We start from the raw sequence: 19,654 nt of genomic DNA, 5'->3' as shown, positions 1-19,654 counted from the left end.
TCGATACAACGAGAGGCGGCCGTTTTGCAGGCCGCGCCGACAAGGGCGGAGCGCATTCGCCCCGGTATTTCTGGAGTCGTTCACAAAACAGGGAAAGAGTGGGATGGAACCCGGCCCGACAATGCCGATCACGGGCGCCGGAACCGATGGAACCGGGGCATTCCGGGCATTGAAGGACATATCGCGGCGGCAGGGGGATTGCGCTGAAACGTTCGGTTCAACGCTCCGGGAAACGCTTCACGCCCGAAAGAGCACGCGGTTTCATGTAATGCTGTTCGCCCGATGATCGTCCATCCGGCGCTGAAATTGTGCCACCGCGCGGAGCAGATCCTTCTGATCGATCTTCTTCCGGTCTTCGAGGAGGGCATTGAGGACCGCCTCGCGGACCACGAGACGCAAATCCGAACCGGAATATCCCGCGGTGAGGCGGGCAAGCGCATCGGCATCGACGGAGGCGTCCATCCTCCGGAGGACCATCGCCAGGATCCGGCTGCGCATGTCTTCATCCGGCAGGGTGAAGCTGAGGACCTTGTCGAATCGCCGCCATGCGGCATGATCCAGCAACTGGGGATAGTTCGTGGCGGCAACGAGCAGAACGCCGTCCTCCACCAGGCTCACCTCGTCCACGGCCTTGAGGAGCGTGTTCACGGCGCGCTTCATGGCCCCGTGATCGTCCGAATCCCGGGTCTTGGCCACGAAGTCGAATTCGTCGATGAACAGGATGCACGGGCCCAGCTTCTTGGCCAGCATGAACACGTTGTCGATGTTCTTGGACGTCTCGCCCAGGTACTTGCTGATGAGCATGGAAAGGTTCACCTCCACCAGGGGCAGGTCGAACCACCTTCCCAGGGCTCTGGCCGATGAGGTCTTCCCCGTTCCCGGAGGCCCCACCAGCAGGATCTTCCCGATTTCGAACAGCCCGATGTCCTTGAGATAATCCCGGTATTCGAGGGCCTTCTGGGCTTTGGCGATTTCCTCGTGCTGCTCGTCGGTCAGGACGAGCTCGTCCAGCCGACTCCTCACTTCGCCCGGGACCTTTATGGTCACGAGCTTCATCAGGCTGTCCGCTTCTTCCCCGAACATCTTCTCGATCCTGGCCTCGATTTCCGAAACGGGCGGGCGCTTCCACCGGGCTTCGGCGTAACTGATGGTGGGGTCATCCTTCTGATAGTGGAAGGCCAGAACGGGGTTCGATTGAATCAGATCGTAGGAATCCTGGTGCGCCAACCACTGGGCGCCCGAGTCGAAGGGAGCCAGCCAAATGTGCCCGTCGGATTCCTCCTGTTCGATGAAGGGCAGCATCCGGACGATCGCGTGGCCGCCCTCGATGCCGTATATCTTTTCCACGTCGGCGAGGGTGACGCGCATGGGGCGCGAAACAATCCCGGTTTCCGGGTCGCGGTAATGGTCCCGAATCTTTTGGGGGAGGTCGTTTGCGCCGAGATCCGCGACGCTGTTGTATATGTCCGCCGTCAGCAGCAGTTCGATGATCTCCATTGCACCCGGCTTGTCAGCATCCATCGTCGTAACTCCATAAGACAGAGGAAAATGAACTGTTCAGCACATCGAGAGAACATGAGGAAGCGAGGCTTCTTCCGGAGCCGGCGTCAGACCGGGCGCAAAGGGAGGGATATCTTCGTCCGCTCACCCCCCCCTTGAACGCAAACCGTTCTTCTTCGATCGGTTCTCCGCACGGGTCGGAACCCAAAAACTCTATTCCGAATGGGAAGCGGTGTCAACTTTCATGTCTCGTCGCAGTCTCGCGCCCCATGACGGCTCACCGGACTGAATCGCCCGGCGGGGAGAAGCCGCGCAGCCCGCGGTACGGGGCGCTCGTCTTGCGAGCAAGCCGGTTCCGGGTCACTTCCCGTTGCTCAGCACGTAATGAATCGCCGACCGGCCGACGACCGTCACGGGACCGGCCTGGTTCAAGAAATCCGCCAGGTCGCCTCGGGTCGTCTCCCCCACGAAGACGACCTTCTTCCCGGAAGCCCACAGCCGCTGGAGTCCCGCGCCGTCGAGAAACCGATCGGGCGGCTCCCGCAGGCGACTCGCCACGCCCTCGAATCTCGGATCCTTGAGAATGTGCACGTAGCGTTTGGCGTAATAGGTGATTCCGCTGGTCCACATGTATTCGTAAGGCTCCTGGAAGACCACGACGTCCTCGGGGCTGGCCGCCCGCGTTACGATCTCGGCTGTCCGGGCGCTCGAATGGAACGGCTCCACCACCAGGAAGCCCCAGTGGATCATGAGAAAAAGCGGGGCCGTCATGACGGCGGTGATCCCCAGAGCGACTTTGGGGCGGGACTTGAGGGCGGCGACCAGGGCCGCAACGGTGAAGACGGCCAGTCCGGCCATGCTGGCGATGCTCGGGATGCGGAGCCGGTCGAGCAAGGCGGCCTGCTCGGGGCCTTCGATCCAGCCCGAGGTCGGCCAGGACGTGGCGTAGAACCGGAACACGACTTCCTGCCACGGGCCGAACACCGCGAAAGCGGCGAAGGCGGCCAGCACCATCACCCCCGCCATGACGCCGAGCGCCGTCGCCAGAGTTCGCCGCGAGGCCGGACCGGGTTCCAGGAGGTCGTCCCATAGCCTGCCGAGCAAGAGCGCAAACGCGGGGATAGCCGGCATGGCATAGTACTCGAGCCTGGACTTCGAAGCCGAGAAAAGGAGCACGACGACTCCAATCCACACAAGGGGGAGCAGGTCCACGCCCTTGAGAAACGGACCGGCCTTCAACCTGCGTACAGCCCGCCAGAGCGCCTGCGGAACCAGGGACAGCCACGGGAAGGTCCAGACGAAGGTCAGGACGAGAAAGACCGGCAGGGCGACGCATTCGTCCGGCGGGAAACGCTCGCCGGTGAAGCGCATCAAATGTTCGCGTATGAAAAAGTAGCCGAGAAAATCGGGGTTGGCCCGGGCCGCGGCGACATACCATGGGACGGCAATGGCCGCCGTCACGGGGATTCCCGACGCGAACCGCAGGGTCAGAAACGAGCGGAGCCGCCCGCTCAGGATGGCGTGAAGCCCGATGACGGCCGAGGACAGGCCGAGCCCGACAAGACCTTTCGAGAGGGTTGCCAGTCCGAAGCCGACAAACATCAGCAGCGACCAGCGGCCGGAGGCGGGAGACTCGATCAGGAAGCCGCGGACATACCCGAGGATGGCGAGGGTGATGCAAAACACCAGCGGCAGGTCCGGCATGGCGAGCTTGCCGAAGAGGTGAGGCCCCAGGCTGGTGATGAAGACCAGGGTGGACAGCCAGGCCGCGCGCGCGCCGTACAGCGACCTGCCGATGGCCCCCACAACCAGGGCACCCCCCAGGGTGGCCAGGGCCGCCCACATGCGCGCGGCATATTCCGTTTCCCCGAGAACGTTCTGGCCCAGGCCGATCAGCCAGTAGAGCAACGGGGGCTTGTCGAAGTGGCGTTTTCCGTTGAGGTGCGGCGTGATCCAGTCTCCGGTAAGGCGCATCTCCCGCGCGATTTCCGCGTACATGCATTCGCCGTCGTTGAATGCCGGAGTGCTCAGATCGAAAAGATAGAAGGGAGCGACCGCCAACACGATCCACAGGACCGGGTGGCGAAAAAATCGAAAAAAGCCGGTTTTCCCGGCCGGCCGCGGGGAATCCCCTTCCACCGGCGCCGCCCCGGAAGCATCGGTCTTCGAAGGAGAGGAATCGATGCGTTCGACATTCATCATGTTGTATCCTGCATCCGATTTGAGCAAACGGGGCCTGTTTCCCGCCCCCCGAACCGGCACGGATGATAACACAGCAAGCGACTATTTCAATAGCGCGCGGCAGCGGCGCCTGCCTTCGCACGCCGCGTCGCGGATTTCTCCCCGCCGCCCAGCGGGTCCCGTGGAAGACCGGGTATCGGCACCGCGACGCCGCGGGAGCCGGGGGTATTCCCTCGAATCCGCGGATGATCGCGAGGCCCCGCCGCATGCACCGACGGAAGGCATGGCCGCCCAACCCGGCTCGCGGGGCGGTCGTTCCAGGGTGCGTGCTTTCAAGGAAAGGCTCCATGCCTTAAATGAAGGACGCGGCACCGTGAGTCGTCGATAATATTGACAGGTGTGTCCAGTATTTTTATGATTCACCCGGTGCTGAAAACGCACGGGTTGAGACGTTTCTCTACAGGTCCCGGTCCGGATGGGGCCGTGGCCGCCCTCTACGAAAAAGAAGCGACGGAGACTATGAAAGTCCTAATCGTTCTACCGGCAACCGTCTTTGCGAACGGTCTCCCCTATAAAACCAAGAGGCGCTGGATCATGGGGCTCGCCCTCCCCTACATGGGCGCGCTGACTGCACCCCATGCGGAGGTCGAGCTCATAGACGACCGGATGGATGAAATCAATTACGACGGCCCCTACGACCTGGTCGGTCTTTCGGTGACCATCGGGACGGCGGAACGCGCGTATGAAATCGCCGCGAAATTTCGGAAGCGCGGAGTGGCGGTGGTGATGGGCGGATTTCATCCGACGCTGCTGCCGGAGGAGTGCCTCCAACACTGCGACGCCGTGGTGGAGGGGGAGGCCGAGTACGCTTGGCCGGAGCTGCTCGAGGATTTCCGGGCCGGCCGCATGAAAAGCCGATACAAGGCCGACCGGTTCCACGACCTCAAGAACCTTCCGACACCGCGTTGGGACTTGCTCGACCGCAGAAAATACTTCGTTCCCTACCTGCCGTTGCAGACGACCCGGGGGTGTCCGTTCAAGTGCAGCTTCTGCGAGGTCCCCATATTTTACGGAGGGACCTACCGGCACAGGCCCATCGGGGAGGTGATCGAGGATATCAAGCGAATACCGACCGGCAAGGTCCAGGTGGTGGACGACAACATCACCGGGAGTCACGAGTACGCCCGGGAGCTGTTCAAGGCAATGATCCCGCTCGGGGTGAGGTGGAGCTGCCTCTGGACCATCAATACTTCACGCGATGCGGAGTTGCTCGATCTGGCCGTCAGGGCCGGGGTCTACCACGTGAATATCGGGATAGAATCCGTTTCCCAGAAGAGTCTTTCCAGTATCAACAAGAGGCAGAACCGGGTGAAGGATTATGTGGAAATGCTGCGCGAGCTCGAAAGACGCGGCATTTTCTACTCGCTCAACTTCCTGTTCGGGCTGGATGAAGACACCCGCGAGATTTTCGCGGAGACCATGGACTTCCTGAAACAGGTGAGAGCCCCGATGGCCTTCTTCAACACGGTGACGCCGCGGGAGGGCACGCCCATGCGCTCGAGACTCATCGCGGAAAACCGTGTGCTCAATCGCATGGCGGATCGTTACCTCGGCATGGACTGCCTCTTCGTTCCGAAGAACATGAGCCCCCGGGAGGTGGAAGACGGAGTATGGGATTGCTTCCGGAAATTCTATTCCATTCCCTCCATCTTTCGACGTCTGTCCACCGCGCCCGCGTGGTCCTATGTCACCCAGGGGTTGCCCAGCAATCTCATTTTCTGGTGGGCGGTCCGGCACAGGAAAGACCCGGTGGATTACTATTGATACCGGCTGTTCCATGAAGGACAGGCAGCGATGACCCCGTACACGGGTAGACATCCGCCGGAATGCCGTATCCTTCCTTGATGGCTGCCTCAGCCCCTTGCGCACGAATGACGATGCCGATCGTCATGTTTCGGCGTGAGCCCTCCGGTTTCCGGCCTTCCGCGGAGATCGCGTCCCTTTGTCCCCCCCTCGGCGACTTCCATGGATGATTGCGGCAAGAGCATCGGGAGCGGTTGAGGCCCCGGAAGTCGCCATGAATAGGTTTCTCCACTGAAAGCATTACATTTGTCTGCCGGGTCATGGACTTGTTCTTGACGGTATGACGGGGCCGTGCTATCCACAATGCCTTGAGCTTTTTTACAAAAGCGATTTCATCCCGGTTGCAGTTCACTCATATCTATTACCCGAGACGCATGAAACCTGAAGGAGGGGGCGGCATGAAGCGAAGAAATATCCCATGGTGTTCTGTCTTGGTACTGTTTATTCTAGCGGCGTTGCCCGCCGGAGTGTGCGCCCAGGGCGGCGCTCCGCTTGCAACCCCCCAGCAGATCGATCAAATGACGGCTCCCGTGGCCCTCTATCCCGATTCCCTTCTGAGCCAGATTCTCATGGCGTCGACCTATCCGCTGGAGGTAGTGGAAGCGGACCGGTGGAGCAAGGCCAACCAGGGTCTCAAGGGCAAGCAGCTGGATGATGCCGTCGAACAGCAGGGCTGGGATCCCAGCGTCAAATCGCTGGTCTATTTTCCCCAAGTGCTGGATATGATGAGTCAGAAGCTGGATTGGACCAGCAAGCTCGGTGACACTTTCCTCGGCCAGGAACAGGACGTGATGGATTCGATCCAGCGCCTGAGGAAACAGGCCAAGGCGCAGGGGAACCTCAAGAGCACCAAGGAACAGAAGGTCGTCGTCCAACAGGACGTCATCAGTGTCGAGCCCGCGGATCCCCAGGTGGTCTACGTGCCCGTTTACAACCCGACCGTGGTGTACGGCGCCTGGGCTTATCCGGCATATCCTCCGGCTGTTCTCTATCCGCCCGGATACGTCGCGGCGCCCGGCTTCGTGAGCTTCACCGCCGGTTTTTTCGCGGGAGCGTATCTCTACGGCGGCTTCAACTGGGGCACCCACAACGTCATCATCAACAACAACAATTTCTATAACAGGAACGTCTGGAACAATCGGCGCGGTCCTTATCCGGGGCCTCCCCACGGTCACTACTGGAACCATGATCCCTATCATCGGCAGAATGTCCCATACAGGAACGCGAATGCCTCGCAGCGTTACAACCAGAGCCAGGCGAACGCCCGGCGTGATGCGGTCCGCACCAATCCATCGACTCTGAACAATCGCGGTTACGACGCGGCGCGATCCAATCAGCCCAAATCTGCCATGAACGTCGACAAGGGGCAGAGTCGGCAGAATCAGGCGTTCGGCGGCCTCGACAACGGGCGAAAAGACCAGTTCGCCGGTCAGCGCGGGCAGGCCAGCCGCAACAGCCCCACCTATCAGCGCCAGGTTCTGCAGCAGCCTTCAGGAGGTCAGGGGAGCCGCGGCGGATTCGGTGGCCAGAGCTTCCAGGGTGGCGGAGCGGGTGGCCAGGGCGCCCGTGGCGGCGCCGGTGGCGGCCAGAGCATCCATGGCGGCGGTGGCATGGGCGGCGGCGGTTTGCACGGAGGAGGCGGCGGAGGCGGTCGGCGACGATAGCCGAAGCGGTGCGAACCTGGTCAAGAGCTGAAATCTGAACGCCAATAGTTGGGAATTCTCGATGGAGGAAAAGACGATGTTTCAGTCTGAATCGAATATGCGGGTGAGGTCATTCCGGTACTTCGGCGTTGCTCTGCTTGCGACCGTCATGGCGGTCGTCCTTGCGGGTTCCCCGGCCTGGGCTCAGACGGACAAACAGGCTGCGCCGACTCCGGTTCGGAAGGTCAAACCGAAACAGCGGGCGGTCGCCCAGGAGATAAAGCAGAAGGCGTTCGCGAGCCCCGAGGAAGCTTTGAAGAGTCTCATGAACGCGGCTGAGGCGGGGGACAGGGGGCAGCTGCTGGTCATTTTCGGGGCCGAGGGCAAGGGAATCATCGCCTCGGGCGATGACGTCGCCGACAAGGCGGATCTCGACAGGGTCGTGCTGGCCTACAAGGAGATGAACCGGCTGGAAGCTCGGGGCGACGGAAAGGTGATCGCGCATCTGGGCAGGGACGAATGGGCGCTGCCCATCCCGATCGTACGGAAAGACGGCGGGTGGGTGTTCGACACCAGGGCCGGCAAGGAAGAAATTCATAATCGGCGCATCGGCCGCAATGAGCTCAACGTCATGGAAGTGTGCAAGGCCTACGTCGATGCCCAGCGGGAATATATCGGCAAGGACCGCGATTCCGACGGCGTGCTGGAATACGCTCAGAAGCTGGTGAGCGAGGAAAGGCAGGCCGACGGATTGTACTGGCCTTCCGGGGAAGGTCGGGAAGAGAGCCCCATGGGACCGCTCATGGCACTGGCCGCAAAGGAAGGCTACAAGAAACAGCCCGAAGGCGTGAAAGTGCCTTATCACGGCTATTTCTACCGGATCCTCAAGGCCCAGGGAACTCACGCGCAGGGCGGGGCCAGGAACTACGTGGTCAAGGGCGACATGACGGGAGGGTTCGCCCTCGTCGCCTACCCGGCCGAGTACGGCAATTCCGGGATCATGACCTTTATCGTGAACCAGGACGGCATCATCTACGAGAAGGACTTCGGCAAACATGCCGCGGAAGCGGGCTCCAAGATGAGCAGGTTCGATCCCGACAGGACGTGGAAAAAGGTCGAACCGCCGAAATGACGAAAGGATGAGAAGAGCTCCGGCCGGACTTGCGGGTCCGGCCGGGATTTCCCGCACCACCGCGGCCCCGGCCGCTTCGGTCTCCTGTTTTATCGACACCCGCCGCCCCTGAATCGGGGTCCGCGCCGGGCATCATCCGGAACCCGAAACAAGCCACGCCTCGAAGCCGATGCAACGCCCGATCCACATCATTGCGTACAGTCCCAGAACCGCGTAGCAGCCGCTCACCAGGTCATCGAGCACGATCCCCCAGGAACCGGTCAGCTCGCGGTCGATCTGCCTGGCGGGGGGAATCTTGACGATATCGAGCACGCGAAAGAGGATGAACCCCCACAGGGCCACCTGCCAGAATCTCCCGTGGTGGAATAGAATGGGCACCACCAGGTAGCCGGCGACCTCGTCGAGAACGAAATGCGACGGGTCTTTGCTTTTCCAGTGAGCGACGGCCCAGGGGGTCAGGAAATGGTTTGCCGCGCACACCAGGAGCAGGGCCCCAACGAGAGCCCCCGTGCACAGGTCCGGGGGGAGAAGGGCGAAGGCGGCGAAGTGTATCAGCACACCGAGAAGCGCGCCGCAAGTTCCCGGCGCCACGGGAGACAGGCCAAGCCAGAACGCCGACGCGACCATGAGCCGCAGGCGATCCGCCGATCCGGGGCCGGGTCCGCTCATCGATTTCGTATCCGTTTTCATGATTCCTCGGTGTATCGACGATAGGAGATCGAGCGCGTCCGCCGCGGACGGTTTTTCACCGGTCCGGAGCTCTCCCGGACGCATTCCGGGGACGGCGCATGGTGCACGACGCCGCGGGGGACATGCTCGATGCCGTGTCGAAGCGGCCGGAGCTCCCGAGTGAAGTCGGCGAGCCCGGACCGTCCCGGCTCAGGCTGCGGGGAAAACCTCGCCGACTAACCCCTTCGCCTCCTCGATCCATTGCCTGCGTTCCTCCGGCGTGCTCGTGACGATGACGCCAAACATCCTGCGGCAAAACCGCTTCACCCCGCAAAGGTCGAAAATACAGTTTTTCCACAGCAACTGCAACGGGTCGCCGAATACCTGTGATTCCCGTTCCGGCGGCGTATTGGAGGTATTGAACACAACGGCCGCCCGCGCTTTGAGCAAGCCGACGGGGACTCCCTCACCGTTGTCCCCCTCCTCGAATTCGTAGGCCACGCCAGGGCGGAGGACCCGGTCCACCCAGCCCTTCAGAATCGCGGGCGGCTGCCCCCACCAGTTGGGATGCACGATCACGACGCCGTCCGCCGCGGACAGCTCCGCGCAGTGATTCGCCACAACCGCATCCAACGCGGCGTCCCGGGCGTCTTCTCCCCGGGCGAGGAGAGGGTCGAAGCCCTCCGCGTAAAGATCGTGAAACACGACCCGGTGTCCGTTGCCGCGCAGAACCCCTGTGACGGCGTCGGCGATGGCCCGGTTGAAACTGGTATCGCTCGGGTGCGCAAGGACAACCAGAATGTTCATCGGCTTCATCTCCTCGGTGACTTGACTTGCGAACGGCGCGCCGCCGGTGTTTCGCGTCATCCCGGCAGCTTCGGGCGCGTCACCGCCCCCTTCATACGGATTTGCGTTCAAAATGATACTCTAAAAGCGTGGGGAACGTATCCCCCACACCCCCTCGCCGCTTCGCGGCTCCGTGTGGCGCTGCGGCGGCGGCCTTCGGCCAGTCGCCGACAGCGCCGAGCACTCGGCCTCACGCGCTTGCGCGTGTGGCCGAAACTTGGGGGGTGCGGGGGAATCATTCCCCCGCTTTTTTGTGCTTGAAAGATCCATCTTGAACGCAATTATCCATGCCCCCTGCGACACCCGCGAAGCATGAAAACAGACTCACCCGGGAATCTATTTTCTAGGTAACTTCGTATCAAACCGTTCAAGTTGCACAGGACGCCGTCCGGAAAGCTCATTTTCGCCTCTTTTGCTCCTTTCCCGGAAACCCTGTCGGCGCCCGTGAAGAAATACGCCCGGAAACCGCCCCGGACAGGGATATCGATCTTCGTCCGGGAGTCCGGACTGCCTGGGGTGCCGTCAAAGGCAACCGTCGCGGTCCATCATTGATACCACACAAGGGGTCGCGGTGCACAGCCGGATGTATGTGTGCCCTGCCCTGGAACCGGCGCGGGGGAATTGCCGGTCGGAGCGCGGCCAGGGTCAGGGTGGGGCTGTTGGATGGGTGGAGTCCCGGGATGGGTGGGGTTCCGGGATGGGTCGGGGCACGGCCGGCATGCCGGCTCTCCTGTGCGAGGGGCCTCGGCGAATCGTCAGCAGCATTCACTCTGGAACGCCGGGTGTTCCGTTCCATTGGCCCATCTCGTTTTGATCCCGTAAAAGCAGTAGGAGTCGTTGTGGAACATCCCCGTGTTCGCGTAGGACATGGCGTTGCAGCCGCCGCGGCACTGGTCGGAGCGGTCGCAGTCCGCGCAAAGCGAGTCTGGGGCGACGGAGGAGAATTTTCGATTGTACGCGAAGGATTCAGGATTGAACCAAAGGTCCCACAGGTCGCGCTCACGCACGCTGCCCTCGATGAGCTCGTCGGGCAGGGAGAGACAGCCCTTGATTCCCCCGTCGCTCGTTATTCCGCATGAAATCAACCCTGCCGGACACCCGCGCCAGGGAGGTTCGCCGTCGTCAAGCTCGGTGAAATAGCCAAAGGCATCGCCGGTCCGCATGACCATTCCCTCCGCTCTGGCCCTGGGTCCCCATTTTCTCACGAACGCGCCGAACTCGAGATATCCCCTTTCCGTCAAGCGGAACCGAATGCTGCCGGAGACTGCTCTCCCCAACGGCAAGATCGGCTGCAGCCGCCAGTTGCGTACGCCCACCGCCAGGAGCTCGTACATCATCTCCGCAAGCTCGTGGAGATTGCAGGGGTGAACGCCGGTGATCACCGTCAGGGGCAGGCCCGCTGCAACCGTGCGCTCAACGGACGCCATGACGCCGTCGTAAAGACCTTTGCGGCCGCGAATCGCGTCATGGGTCGCGCCCAGCCCGTCGATGCTCACACCGACCCCCTCCACCCCGGTCTCTTTCAGCAGCCCGATGGTTCGTTCGTTCAACAGGGTCCCGTTCGTGACCACTCTGACGGTGATGTCTTGGTCGCGAAGCCGTTTGGCCAAAAGCGGCCAATCCGGCCGCAACAGGGGCTCTCCTCCGGTAAAGTCGACCTCCTGCACCAGCAGGTGGGGAAGCTGATCGCACAAGGCCAGGGCTTCATCGGTCGAAAGTTCCCGCTGCCTCGGGATACCCGCTGCAGCCCCGCAGTGCCCGCACCGCAAATTGCACTCAAGCGTCAGTTCCCAGCCGAGGATCAAAGGGAATCCGTCAAAGGCTTCGTTGGAATCCATGGCAGGCTTTCTCCGTGGCGGGTGTGACCATTGTCCGCCGTCCAGGGCGGACGAATCGGCGTGGTCCTTTCTTTGTGGAATCGATGGGCGGCTTACCTGCCGCCCGCGCGAACAAACCGCTGGAGAGCGATGTATTCACCGGCCCGAAGCGTCGGCACTCTCCCGGCGCGAACATCCTCCGCGATGTTCAAGATCGCCGGCGCGATTTCCGTCGGGGGCATCCCACGCCCATCGATGTGGGCTCGGGTGTACTTGCTCACCACCGCGAAGAGCCGCCCGGCACTGCCGGGCCGGATGGACTTTTCGTGTTGCGGCAACCCGTCGGGGCCCAGGACCATGTACATCACCTCGGTCCTGCGTCGAAAGACCCACCCGGGAAATTCTATCCGAATCGATCGCAAGGTCATGGATTGTCTCTTTCCTCCTGAAGAATTGCCGTGCGGAAGCCCGATTTCCAATCCGGAACAGCCGCGGGAGGCGGTAACCGTCGCCATCTCCGTTCTTCATGGGACTTGACCGGCAAGCGCCTGTCGTGAAAACCCGGGGGCCGCCTTTCGATCGTTCCCGAAAAGGCCGGGGGCCCGCATCCTCGCTCCGGCCCGGGTTCAAGACGGCAGCACCGTTCTGCAGGGCATGAAGCCCCGCCCTGCAATTGAGCAGGCCGCACGGGGCGCGGGTCTTTCCCCGACCTCCTGCCTTCCCCTGATTCCTTACTCCGCGAGCGTGAGCGTGAGTCGCTATGGGACCGGGCCGATTCCAACCCGGCGGACAACTTTATGGGGTTGTCAAATGAACGTCAGGCAGCGTGAAAGAGAACTCGAGTCTTTGCTCCAGGAGGATGCGAACCGGCGGCGACGGTTCCGAGACGAGGTTTTCGGGACCGTCTGCAACATACCGAAGATCGAACCCGGCTCGAAGAATACCCGGCTGTTTCCGCGCGAGAACCCTCTTCGATTTCCGACGTGAAACGGACTACGCATAGGCACATACACAACATGCCCAACAAGCTAAGAATCCTCACCGGGATAATCAAATTAATTTCCTGCAATTTTTTTCCGCATGGAAGCCGCGCTCGAGCGACGCTGCGTTTCGGGGGCGGGGCGTTTTCTCGTAGAGACCCGCCTCGGTGATTCACGAAGCGGAAGGCGTTGCAGGATAGCGGCCCGCGCTGCCGTGCGCGTCCCTTCCGCGCTCGATTCAAGGCTGACGGCGGTTTCATCGGTCTTGGGCATCCGCTGCGCGTGTTGAAAAAAGCGATTGACAAAAGGGAAAAATCGCATAATAAATTGGATCATATTTAAGATAACGAAACTGATTACTGACGGGGCGGATCCGTTATTCTTGTTTTCGGCGGGCCGGCGGTCCGCCGTTTTCGCAAAAGTTGAGGGCGCATCGATTATGCAAGAAACTGAAACATCCAAAAATATTGAAGCATATCAAGCGATTAAACAGCTGATCGTAAACCAGAGACTATTCCCGGGACAGAAGCTCATCTATCGGGATCTGGAAGAGATGTTGGGGATGAGCAAGACGCCCATCATCAACAGCCTCATGAGACTGGAGCAGGAAGGGTTCGTTGTTTCGAAAAGAAATCGGGGATTTTTCATGAAAGAGGTCAGCGCCAGGGAGGCCGAGCAAATATTCGAGTTGCGGGAACGTCTGGAGGTGATCTCACTGGAATACGCGGTAAAACATCGAAACGCCGAGGACTTGAGGGCACTGGAAAAGAAGATATCCCTGTATGAAAATCACAAGGCGCTTATCTATGACAGGAAAAGGTGGGAAATCGATACTGCAATACACATGCAGATCGCGACGATGAGCAAGAACGATTTCTTTACCTCCATGATCAAGAGCTTTTATGACAGCATTTATTTCATATTAAATGTGGTTCATTTGACTCCTCATATTAATAAATTTAATGAAGAGCACCGGATTCTTCATGCCGCCATCAGGGATAGAGACGTTACTGTAGCGACTGAAGTGATCAGGTCGCACATACAGGCTGCCGGAAAACTCCTGATAGCGGCGTTATCTGTACGGGAGTAGCTTCTTGGGCAGAAAAGGCGGGCGGGCAAATTTTCCAACCATTCGGAAAAAGGGGACGGTCATGAGCGGTGATGAGAGGAAGGATTGGGGACGCAGTATTGAGATCATGAGTCGAGGGGTCAGCCGCCGGGATTTCATCATCACATCCATTGCCGCCGGCGTACTGACGATGGTACCCAGGTTTACGGGAGCGCAGGCGGGAGAACCTTACAGGATAGGCGTTTTGCTGCCCACCACCGGCAGCGGCGCGAACTATTCGGAACGCCCGATCAAGATACTGCCGCTGGTTGCCGCTCAGATCAACGCCAGAGGGGGCTTCCTGGGCAAGCACCCCATAGAGCTTTATTTTCGTGACACTCAGACGAAGCCCGACGTTGGGGCTCGAGAAGCCAGGTCCCTCATTCTCAACGACAAAGTGAAAACGATTATAGGGACCTGGAGCAGCGCGGTTGCAATGGCGGTTCAGGAGATCATACACGAGCACAAGGTTCTGCACCTGACCGCAACGAGCAACAGCTCAAAGATCGTGCACGAGAACTTCACGCCCTACACCTTCATGTTCGGCCCGGACACCAGGATGCAATCGGGAGCCACGGTGGTCGCGGTGGCCAAGTTGATAAAGGAGAAAGGCTGGAAGAAGTATGCGACCATAGGACTGGATTACGAATGGGGGCGTGACGCGCAGAAAGTCTTCGTCGAGAACCTCAAGGCGGCTTCTCCCGGCACTGAATTGATGAAGGAGCTCTGGGCAAAGCTTGGCGAAACCGATTTCACCTCGTACATCACCGCCGTCATGTCGTTGAAGCCCGATTTCCTGTTCGGGGCCATCGCGGGCAAAGACAATGAGACGTTCCTCCAGCAGGCCAAAGCCGCCGGACTTTTCAAGTCCGTGTCCTACCCGGGGGTATTCCTGCCTGTGACGGAATTGATGCAGCAGCGCCAGACCTTGCCTCGCGGCATCATCGGCTTGAACCGGTGTCCGTTTTTCGCGCACATGGACAACCCGATCATGCAGAACTACGTCAAGATTTATCAGGAGAAGTTCGGCAAGGACGATTACCCGGACGATTTTGCCTGTATGTACGCCGATTCCTTGAACGCTCTGGACCAGGCCGTCACAAAGGCGTCGACGGTGGAAACGGAGGCGATAAGAAAAGCGCTGACGGGGGCGACCGTCGACACCTGCCGCGGCAAGCTGCCGTTGCGCGACTGCAACAACCAGCTCGACGCTCCGTCGTATGTCGGCGAGGTCGTGGATACTCCGGACTATCCATTCCCCATTTTCAATCCCAAGACCATGATCATGGTGCAAGGCCATGAGGTTTGGGTACCGACTTGTGACGAGGTTCGCCGGCTGCAGAAGAAGAGAACCTGATCCGCTCGCGCCGGCCCGGTTTTTCCCGGGGCGGATGTGATGGATCGACTGAATGCGGCCGGACCGATTCGGGTCCATAATTCAGGATTCAGGTATGCCGACGGATATTGGTTCTCTCCTGATTCAGCTCTTCAGCGGTCTTTCCCGGTCCATGATGCTCTTTCTGGTTGCATCCGGGCTGTCGCTGATATTCGGGGTCATGAACATTCTCAATTTTGCCCACGCCAGCCTGTGGCTGCTGGGCGGCTATCTGACGTTCAGCCTCTACCAGGCGTTCTGCAGCGCCTTTGGACAGCACGGCCTTCTGCTGCTGCCGGCGATTGTCGTCGCAACCCTGTTCATGTTTGCCGTCGGCTGGCTGATTGAGAGAGTCCTGATCCGCAGGATGTACGCGCGGGAGCTCCCCGAGCAGTTGTTGCTCACCTTTGCCCTGATCCTCATCATCAGCGATCTGATCAAACTGATCTGGGGAGTTCAGAACCGCCGTATCTTCCTGCCCATCGAGCCGGTCGAAGCCTTGGGAGCCTACATCAATCCCTACCTGTTCGTGGTGATAGGGTGCGGATTCGGAGTGGCCGCCGGTTTGTGGTTCTTCCTGCACCGCACGCGGTACGGAAAGATCGTGCGAGCGGCCGTGCACAGCCGCGAGATGGTCGGGGCGCTTGGTATTCGAATACCGACGATATACGCCGGCGTCTTTGCCCTGGGGGTGGCGATTGCCGCTTTTTCCGCCGGCGTATTCCTGCCCATTGTGCCCATCGGCCTCGGGCTCGATATGGATCTTATCGTTCAGTGTTTCGCGGTGGTCGTCATAGGAGGGTTCGGCAGCATTCTCGGCACTTTCGTGGCCTCGCTTATCGTGGGAATAGTCTATTCCTTTTCAGTGTTGATCTGGCCGGGCGGCGCGCTGGCGATCATTTTCCTGATCCTGGTCGCCGTTCTCATCCTTCGGCCCTGGGGTCTTTTCGGAACTGAGATGAGGTTCTAAATGCCGACCACAACAGAGAAGCGTGTATCGACTGAAGGCACTGAAAGAAAGGGTTGGTTCCGTGCTCTTTACGGCCGCGCCGGCTTGTCCGCGTCGGTATTGGCGGTGCTGGTTCCCGTGGCGCTTCTGGCGCCGCTGGTTGCCGGTGAGTTCTCCACCGTTGTCGGCGTCGAAATCCTTATTCTCGGCCTTTTCGCTCTGAGCTTCAACCTGATCTACGGCTACATGGGTCAGATATCCTTCGGGCAGGCGGCGTTTTTCGGGCTGGGAGCATACGCCACCGCCCTCGTCTGCCGGGCTTTTCAGGCATCGACCGGGGAGATTGGCTACTTCCAGTTCTTTTTCGCGTTGTTTCTCGCCATTCCCGTGTCCGCGGTCGGAGCGCTCGTCGTCGGGTTTTTCCTCGTTCGGCTCACGGGTATTTACTTCGCCATCCTCAGTCTGGCTTTCGGGGAATTGCTGTTCTACCTGGTCTTTTCCTGGTACGGCTTTACGGGCGGCGATGACGGCATTCAGGGCATTCTCTCGCCTCCTTTCTTTCGAAATTCGATCCATTACTACTACTTCACGCTCGGGGTGGTGGCCGCGGCCATGGTCATCATCTGGAGAATCACCCAATCGCCTTTCGGATACACTCTGCGCATGCTTCGCGACAACCAGCGGCGCGCCGCGTTCGTGGGGATCAATGTGCGAAGGGCCATGCTCCTCAATTTCGTTATCGCGGGAGTGTTCGCGGGCATCGCCGGGTCCCTCTGGGCCCCCTTCCAGCGCAGTGTTTCACCTGCCCTGCTCGGATGGATGCAATCGGGCAGTCCTGTTTTCATGACCCTCATAGGAGGAGCCGACTTTTTTGCGGGGCCGTTGGTCGGCTCCATGATCTACACTGCCCTGAACGCCTACGTGACGCGCTACACGGTGTTTTGGCCTCTCACCATAGGCTCGATCATTCTTGTGATCGTTTTGTTTTTTCCCGGAGGAATCCTCTCGATCATCGACAGCCGGTTGTCCGGATCCTCTCGAAAAGCGGAGGAGCACGGGATGTCCGGATCGCCGGAGTTGGCAAACGACAGGGCTGTGAAATGAAAACAAAGATCCTGGAGGTAAGCGGCCTGAACAAGAGCTTTGGGGGTCTCCATGCGACCAGGAACCTGGATTTTGCGCTGTCGGAGGGAGACCTGGACGCGATTATCGGTCCGAACGGCGCCGGCAAAAGCACATTCTTCAATTTACTGACGGGCTATCACCGTCCCGATTCCGGAAGCATTCTGTTCAATGGAGAGAACATCGCCGGCCGGCTTCCGCACGAGATCACCCGGATGGGCATTTCGCGCGCCTTTCAGATCAGCAACATATTCCCGAAAATGACCGCTTTCCACAACGTGCGGTCCGCCGTGCAGGCTCAAATGGGTCTGGCTTTCAGTCTGTTCAGGTCCGCGGACAAAAGTGGCAACGAGCAGACGGAAGAAGTGCTTTCCCTGTGCGGCCTGATTGAAAAAAGGGAAGCAATGGCCGGGGCGCTGTCCCAGGGAGACAAGAAAAAGCTGGAATTGGCCATCGCGCTTGCCGGGAAACCAAAGCTTCTGCTTCTGGATGAACCGACCGCGGGCATGTCGCTGGAAGAGACCCAGGAGACGATGGCGCTGGTCGACCATCTCAACCGGGACCGGAACATCACCGTCCTGTTTACGGAACACGATCTTTCGGTTGTATTCAATCATGCGCGCAACATCACTCTCTTGCATTACGGCAGGATCATCATACAAGGCATGCCGGACCAGGTGAGAATGAACGAAACCGCACAGAAAGTCTACTTTGGCGAGCAATACTGATGGGAAATCTCAAGCTGAAGAACGTCCATACTTTTTTTGGAACGAGCCACATCCTGTTCGGAATCAGCCTCGAAGTGAAGCGGGGCGAGTGCGTGTGCCTGCTGGGCCGAAACGGAGTCGGCAAGACCACGACCTTGAAAACCATCATGGGACTTGCCCGGCCCAGCGACGGGGAAATCACTTTCAACGGGAAAAGCCTCGTTGGACTGCCCCCGTATGAAATCGCCGGGATGGGGGTCGGATATGTCCCGGAGGACAGGATCGTTTTCCCGGACTTGACGGTGCTGGAAAACCTCGAGGTGGCCGCCAAGCCGCCCCTGACCGACGACATACCTCCGTGGGATGTTCCGGCGATTTTCGGGCTTTTTCCTTCTTTGAAGCCGTTGGAAAACCGCCCCGCCGGCTACTTGAGCGGAGGGGAGCAGCAGATGCTCACCATCGGCCGCACCCTGATGGGAAATCCTCAGATGATGCTGCTCGATGAGCCCGTGGAAGGTCTCGCGCCCGTCGTGGTTCACGAAATAGTTCGTCAGCTCAAACACCTGAAAGAACTGGGCCTCACCATTCTCTTCACCGAGCAGAACATACGGTTTGCGACCGAGATTTCCGACCGGGCGTACATCATTGAAAGTGGTCTGGGAAGATACGAGGGGACCATGGCCGACCTCGAACGGCAACCGGACATAAAGAAGAAATATCTCATGATATAAATATGTTACGAACGGTCAACCTTAGAGGACAAACACATGAAGACGGATTTGCGCGTTGCGGTCGTTCAGGCGGGGGCAATCCCTTTCGACGTGGAAGGCAGTGTTGAAAAGGCGTGCAGCCTCCTGGCCGATGCCGCGGCCAAGGGAGCCGAATTGGCCGTTTTCCCCGAAGCCTTCGTTTCAGTGTATCCCAAAGGCCTGGATTTTGGCTGCCGGCTTGGAATGAGACTTCCCGAAGGCCGGGAGGAATTTCGCCGATACTGGGCAAGCGCCATAGAGGTTCCGGGTCCCTACACGGACAGGCTTGCCGCGGCCGCGCGCGAGAACCGCATGCATTTCGTCATCGGTGTTATCGAGCGAGACGGTGGAACTCTCTATTGCACGGCCCTGTTCTTTTCTCCCGAGGGAAGGCTGCTCGGCAAGCACCGGAAGCTGATGCCCACGGCGATGGAAAGGCTCGTATGGGGTTTTGGAGACGGGTCCACCATCCCCGTAATCGACACTCCCATCGGGAAAATGGGAGCCGTGATCTGCTGGGAAAATTACATGCCGCTCTTGAGGATGGCCATGTACTCCAAGGGCATTCAACTCTATTGCGCTCCCACGGCCGACGACCGCGAGACGTGGGTGCCGACCATGCGGCACATCGCCCTGGAAGGCCGTTGTTTCGTGCTCACAAGCTGCCAGTATATCAAGCGGGGAAGCTTCCCGCCGGACTATGCCGCCATTCAGGGAGATGACCCCGAGACTGTCATGATGAGAGGCGGCAGCTGTATCGTGGACCCCCTCGGCAGGGTTCTGGCGGGACCGGATTACGAGGGTGAGTGCATTCTCACCGCCGACATCGATCTCAACGATATTGCAAGGGCCAAGTTCGACTTTGATGTTGTCGGGCACTATGCGCGCCCTGAAGTCTTCAAGCTCTATGTAAATGAAACTGCGACCCCGCCCGTGGTGTCATGCGGCGATCAATCCGGGGAGCCCTTTGTCGCCGCCCGGGAAGCCAAGGCCAAGGACCAGTAAGGGTTTTT

General features: G+C 59.9%; 16 protein-coding genes. 10 read left to right on the top strand and 6 right to left on the bottom strand.

From position 1 onward, the window contains the following. Positions 1-261 precede the first annotated feature (261 nt). The gene (locus SFUM_RS12030; RefSeq protein ID WP_011699176.1) at positions 262-1,521 is read right to left on the bottom strand and encodes an AAA family ATPase; all 1,260 of its coding nucleotides are present in this window, start codon (positions 1,519-1,521) and stop codon (positions 262-264) included. 339 nt (positions 1,522-1,860) lie between these two features. After that, positions 1,861-3,702, bottom strand: coding sequence for an ArnT family glycosyltransferase (locus tag SFUM_RS12025; protein WP_011699175.1), 1,842 nt, complete (start codon positions 3,700-3,702; stop codon positions 1,861-1,863). Positions 3,703-4,200: 498 nt separating this feature from the next. Here SFUM_RS12025 and SFUM_RS12020 point away from each other — a divergent pair, with 498 nt between their 5' ends. From SFUM_RS12020 to SFUM_RS12010, 3 genes are all read left to right on the top strand, one after another. Next, positions 4,201-5,505, top strand: coding sequence for a B12-binding domain-containing radical SAM protein (locus tag SFUM_RS12020; RefSeq protein WP_011699174.1), 1,305 nt, complete (start codon positions 4,201-4,203; stop codon positions 5,503-5,505). Positions 5,506-5,942: 437 nt separating this feature from the next. Further along, positions 5,943-7,208 carry a DUF3300 domain-containing protein gene (locus SFUM_RS12015; RefSeq protein WP_011699173.1) on the top strand — a complete coding sequence of 422 codons (1,266 nt, stop codon included), beginning with the start codon at positions 5,943-5,945 and terminating at the stop codon, positions 7,206-7,208. Positions 7,209-7,284: 76 nt separating this feature from the next. Next, positions 7,285-8,319: a DUF2950 domain-containing protein gene (locus SFUM_RS12010; RefSeq protein ID WP_011699172.1), complete on the top strand. Its 1,035-nt coding sequence runs from the start codon at positions 7,285-7,287 to the stop codon at positions 8,317-8,319. 132 nt (positions 8,320-8,451) lie between these two features. Here SFUM_RS12010 and SFUM_RS21780 read toward each other — a convergent pair whose 3' ends face one another. The 4 genes from SFUM_RS21780 to SFUM_RS11990 form a co-directional block, all read right to left on the bottom strand. Further along, positions 8,452-9,009 carry a phosphatidylglycerophosphatase A family protein gene (locus SFUM_RS21780; protein WP_011699171.1) on the bottom strand — a complete coding sequence of 186 codons (558 nt, stop codon included), beginning with the start codon at positions 9,007-9,009 and terminating at the stop codon, positions 8,452-8,454. 189 nt (positions 9,010-9,198) lie between these two features. Next, the gene (locus tag SFUM_RS12000; protein ID WP_011699170.1) at positions 9,199-9,795 is read right to left on the bottom strand and encodes an NAD(P)H-dependent oxidoreductase; all 597 of its coding nucleotides are present in this window, start codon (positions 9,793-9,795) and stop codon (positions 9,199-9,201) included. A gap of 794 nt (positions 9,796-10,589) precedes the next feature. After that, complete coding sequence (locus SFUM_RS11995) at positions 10,590-11,672, bottom strand: radical SAM/SPASM domain-containing protein (RefSeq protein WP_011699169.1); 1,083 nt, start codon at positions 11,670-11,672, stop codon at positions 10,590-10,592. 92 nt (positions 11,673-11,764) lie between these two features. Next, positions 11,765-12,079, bottom strand: coding sequence for a hypothetical protein (locus tag SFUM_RS11990; protein ID WP_150109504.1), 315 nt, complete (start codon positions 12,077-12,079; stop codon positions 11,765-11,767). Positions 12,080-13,070: 991 nt separating this feature from the next. On the opposite strand from SFUM_RS11990, the gene SFUM_RS11985 reads away from it, so the two are divergent. From SFUM_RS11985 to SFUM_RS11955, 7 genes are all read left to right on the top strand, one after another. Further along, the gene (locus SFUM_RS11985) at positions 13,071-13,721 is read left to right on the top strand and encodes a GntR family transcriptional regulator (RefSeq protein ID WP_011699167.1); all 651 of its coding nucleotides are present in this window, start codon (positions 13,071-13,073) and stop codon (positions 13,719-13,721) included. 61 nt (positions 13,722-13,782) lie between these two features. Continuing rightward, positions 13,783-15,096: an ABC transporter substrate-binding protein gene (locus SFUM_RS11980; protein WP_011699166.1), complete on the top strand. Its 1,314-nt coding sequence runs from the start codon at positions 13,783-13,785 to the stop codon at positions 15,094-15,096. 94 nt (positions 15,097-15,190) lie between these two features. After that, positions 15,191-16,084 (top strand): branched-chain amino acid ABC transporter permease, encoded by an 894-nt coding sequence (locus SFUM_RS11975; protein WP_041440408.1) that lies wholly within the window; start codon positions 15,191-15,193, stop codon positions 16,082-16,084. Then, on the top strand, positions 16,085-17,167 hold the full coding sequence (locus SFUM_RS11970) for a branched-chain amino acid ABC transporter permease (RefSeq protein WP_049766364.1): 1,083 nt from the start codon (positions 16,085-16,087) through the stop codon (positions 17,165-17,167). It begins immediately after the preceding gene. Then, the gene (locus SFUM_RS11965) at positions 17,164-17,913 is read left to right on the top strand and encodes an ABC transporter ATP-binding protein (protein ID WP_011699165.1); all 750 of its coding nucleotides are present in this window, start codon (positions 17,164-17,166) and stop codon (positions 17,911-17,913) included. The genes SFUM_RS11970 and SFUM_RS11965 overlap by 4 nt, the downstream gene beginning before the upstream one ends. After that, positions 17,913-18,623, top strand: coding sequence for an ABC transporter ATP-binding protein (locus SFUM_RS11960; protein ID WP_011699164.1), 711 nt, complete (start codon positions 17,913-17,915; stop codon positions 18,621-18,623). Before SFUM_RS11965 ends, SFUM_RS11960 begins: the two co-directional genes overlap by 1 nt. A gap of 36 nt (positions 18,624-18,659) precedes the next feature. Then, positions 18,660-19,646, top strand: coding sequence for a nitrilase-related carbon-nitrogen hydrolase (locus SFUM_RS11955; RefSeq protein WP_011699163.1), 987 nt, complete (start codon positions 18,660-18,662; stop codon positions 19,644-19,646). The last annotated feature ends 8 nt before the right edge of the window (positions 19,647-19,654 follow it).

Origin of the sequence: Syntrophobacter fumaroxidans MPOB (assembly GCF_000014965.1) — a bacterium.
In the GTDB taxonomy this organism is placed as follows: Bacteria; Desulfobacterota; Syntrophobacteria; order Syntrophobacterales; family Syntrophobacteraceae; genus Syntrophobacter; species Syntrophobacter fumaroxidans.
This window is presented reverse-complemented; position numbering and strand designations above follow the sequence as displayed.

Coding starts and splice junctions, on each gene's coding strand:
- SFUM_RS12030 (WP_011699176.1), bottom strand. CDS start 1,521: ATGGATGCTGACAAGCCGGGTGCAATGGAGATCATCGAACTGCTGCTG.
- SFUM_RS12025 (WP_011699175.1), bottom strand. CDS start 3,702: ATGATGAATGTCGAACGCATCGATTCCTCTCCTTCGAAGACCGATGCT.
- SFUM_RS12020 (WP_011699174.1), top strand. CDS start 4,201: ATGAAAGTCCTAATCGTTCTACCGGCAACCGTCTTTGCGAACGGTCTC.
- SFUM_RS12015 (WP_011699173.1), top strand. CDS start 5,943: ATGAAGCGAAGAAATATCCCATGGTGTTCTGTCTTGGTACTGTTTATT.
- SFUM_RS12010 (WP_011699172.1), top strand. CDS start 7,285: ATGTTTCAGTCTGAATCGAATATGCGGGTGAGGTCATTCCGGTACTTC.
- SFUM_RS21780 (WP_011699171.1), bottom strand. CDS start 9,009: ATGAAAACGGATACGAAATCGATGAGCGGACCCGGCCCCGGATCGGCG.
- SFUM_RS12000 (WP_011699170.1), bottom strand. CDS start 9,795: ATGAACATTCTGGTTGTCCTTGCGCACCCGAGCGATACCAGTTTCAAC.
- SFUM_RS11995 (WP_011699169.1), bottom strand. CDS start 11,672: ATGGATTCCAACGAAGCCTTTGACGGATTCCCTTTGATCCTCGGCTGG.
- SFUM_RS11990 (WP_150109504.1), bottom strand. CDS start 12,079: ATGACCTTGCGATCGATTCGGATAGAATTTCCCGGGTGGGTCTTTCGA.
- SFUM_RS11985 (WP_011699167.1), top strand. CDS start 13,071: ATGCAAGAAACTGAAACATCCAAAAATATTGAAGCATATCAAGCGATT.
- SFUM_RS11980 (WP_011699166.1), top strand. CDS start 13,783: ATGAGCGGTGATGAGAGGAAGGATTGGGGACGCAGTATTGAGATCATG.
- SFUM_RS11975 (WP_041440408.1), top strand. CDS start 15,191: ATGCCGACGGATATTGGTTCTCTCCTGATTCAGCTCTTCAGCGGTCTT.
- SFUM_RS11970 (WP_049766364.1), top strand. CDS start 16,085: ATGCCGACCACAACAGAGAAGCGTGTATCGACTGAAGGCACTGAAAGA.
- SFUM_RS11965 (WP_011699165.1), top strand. CDS start 17,164: ATGAAAACAAAGATCCTGGAGGTAAGCGGCCTGAACAAGAGCTTTGGG.
- SFUM_RS11960 (WP_011699164.1), top strand. CDS start 17,913: ATGGGAAATCTCAAGCTGAAGAACGTCCATACTTTTTTTGGAACGAGC.
- SFUM_RS11955 (WP_011699163.1), top strand. CDS start 18,660: ATGAAGACGGATTTGCGCGTTGCGGTCGTTCAGGCGGGGGCAATCCCT.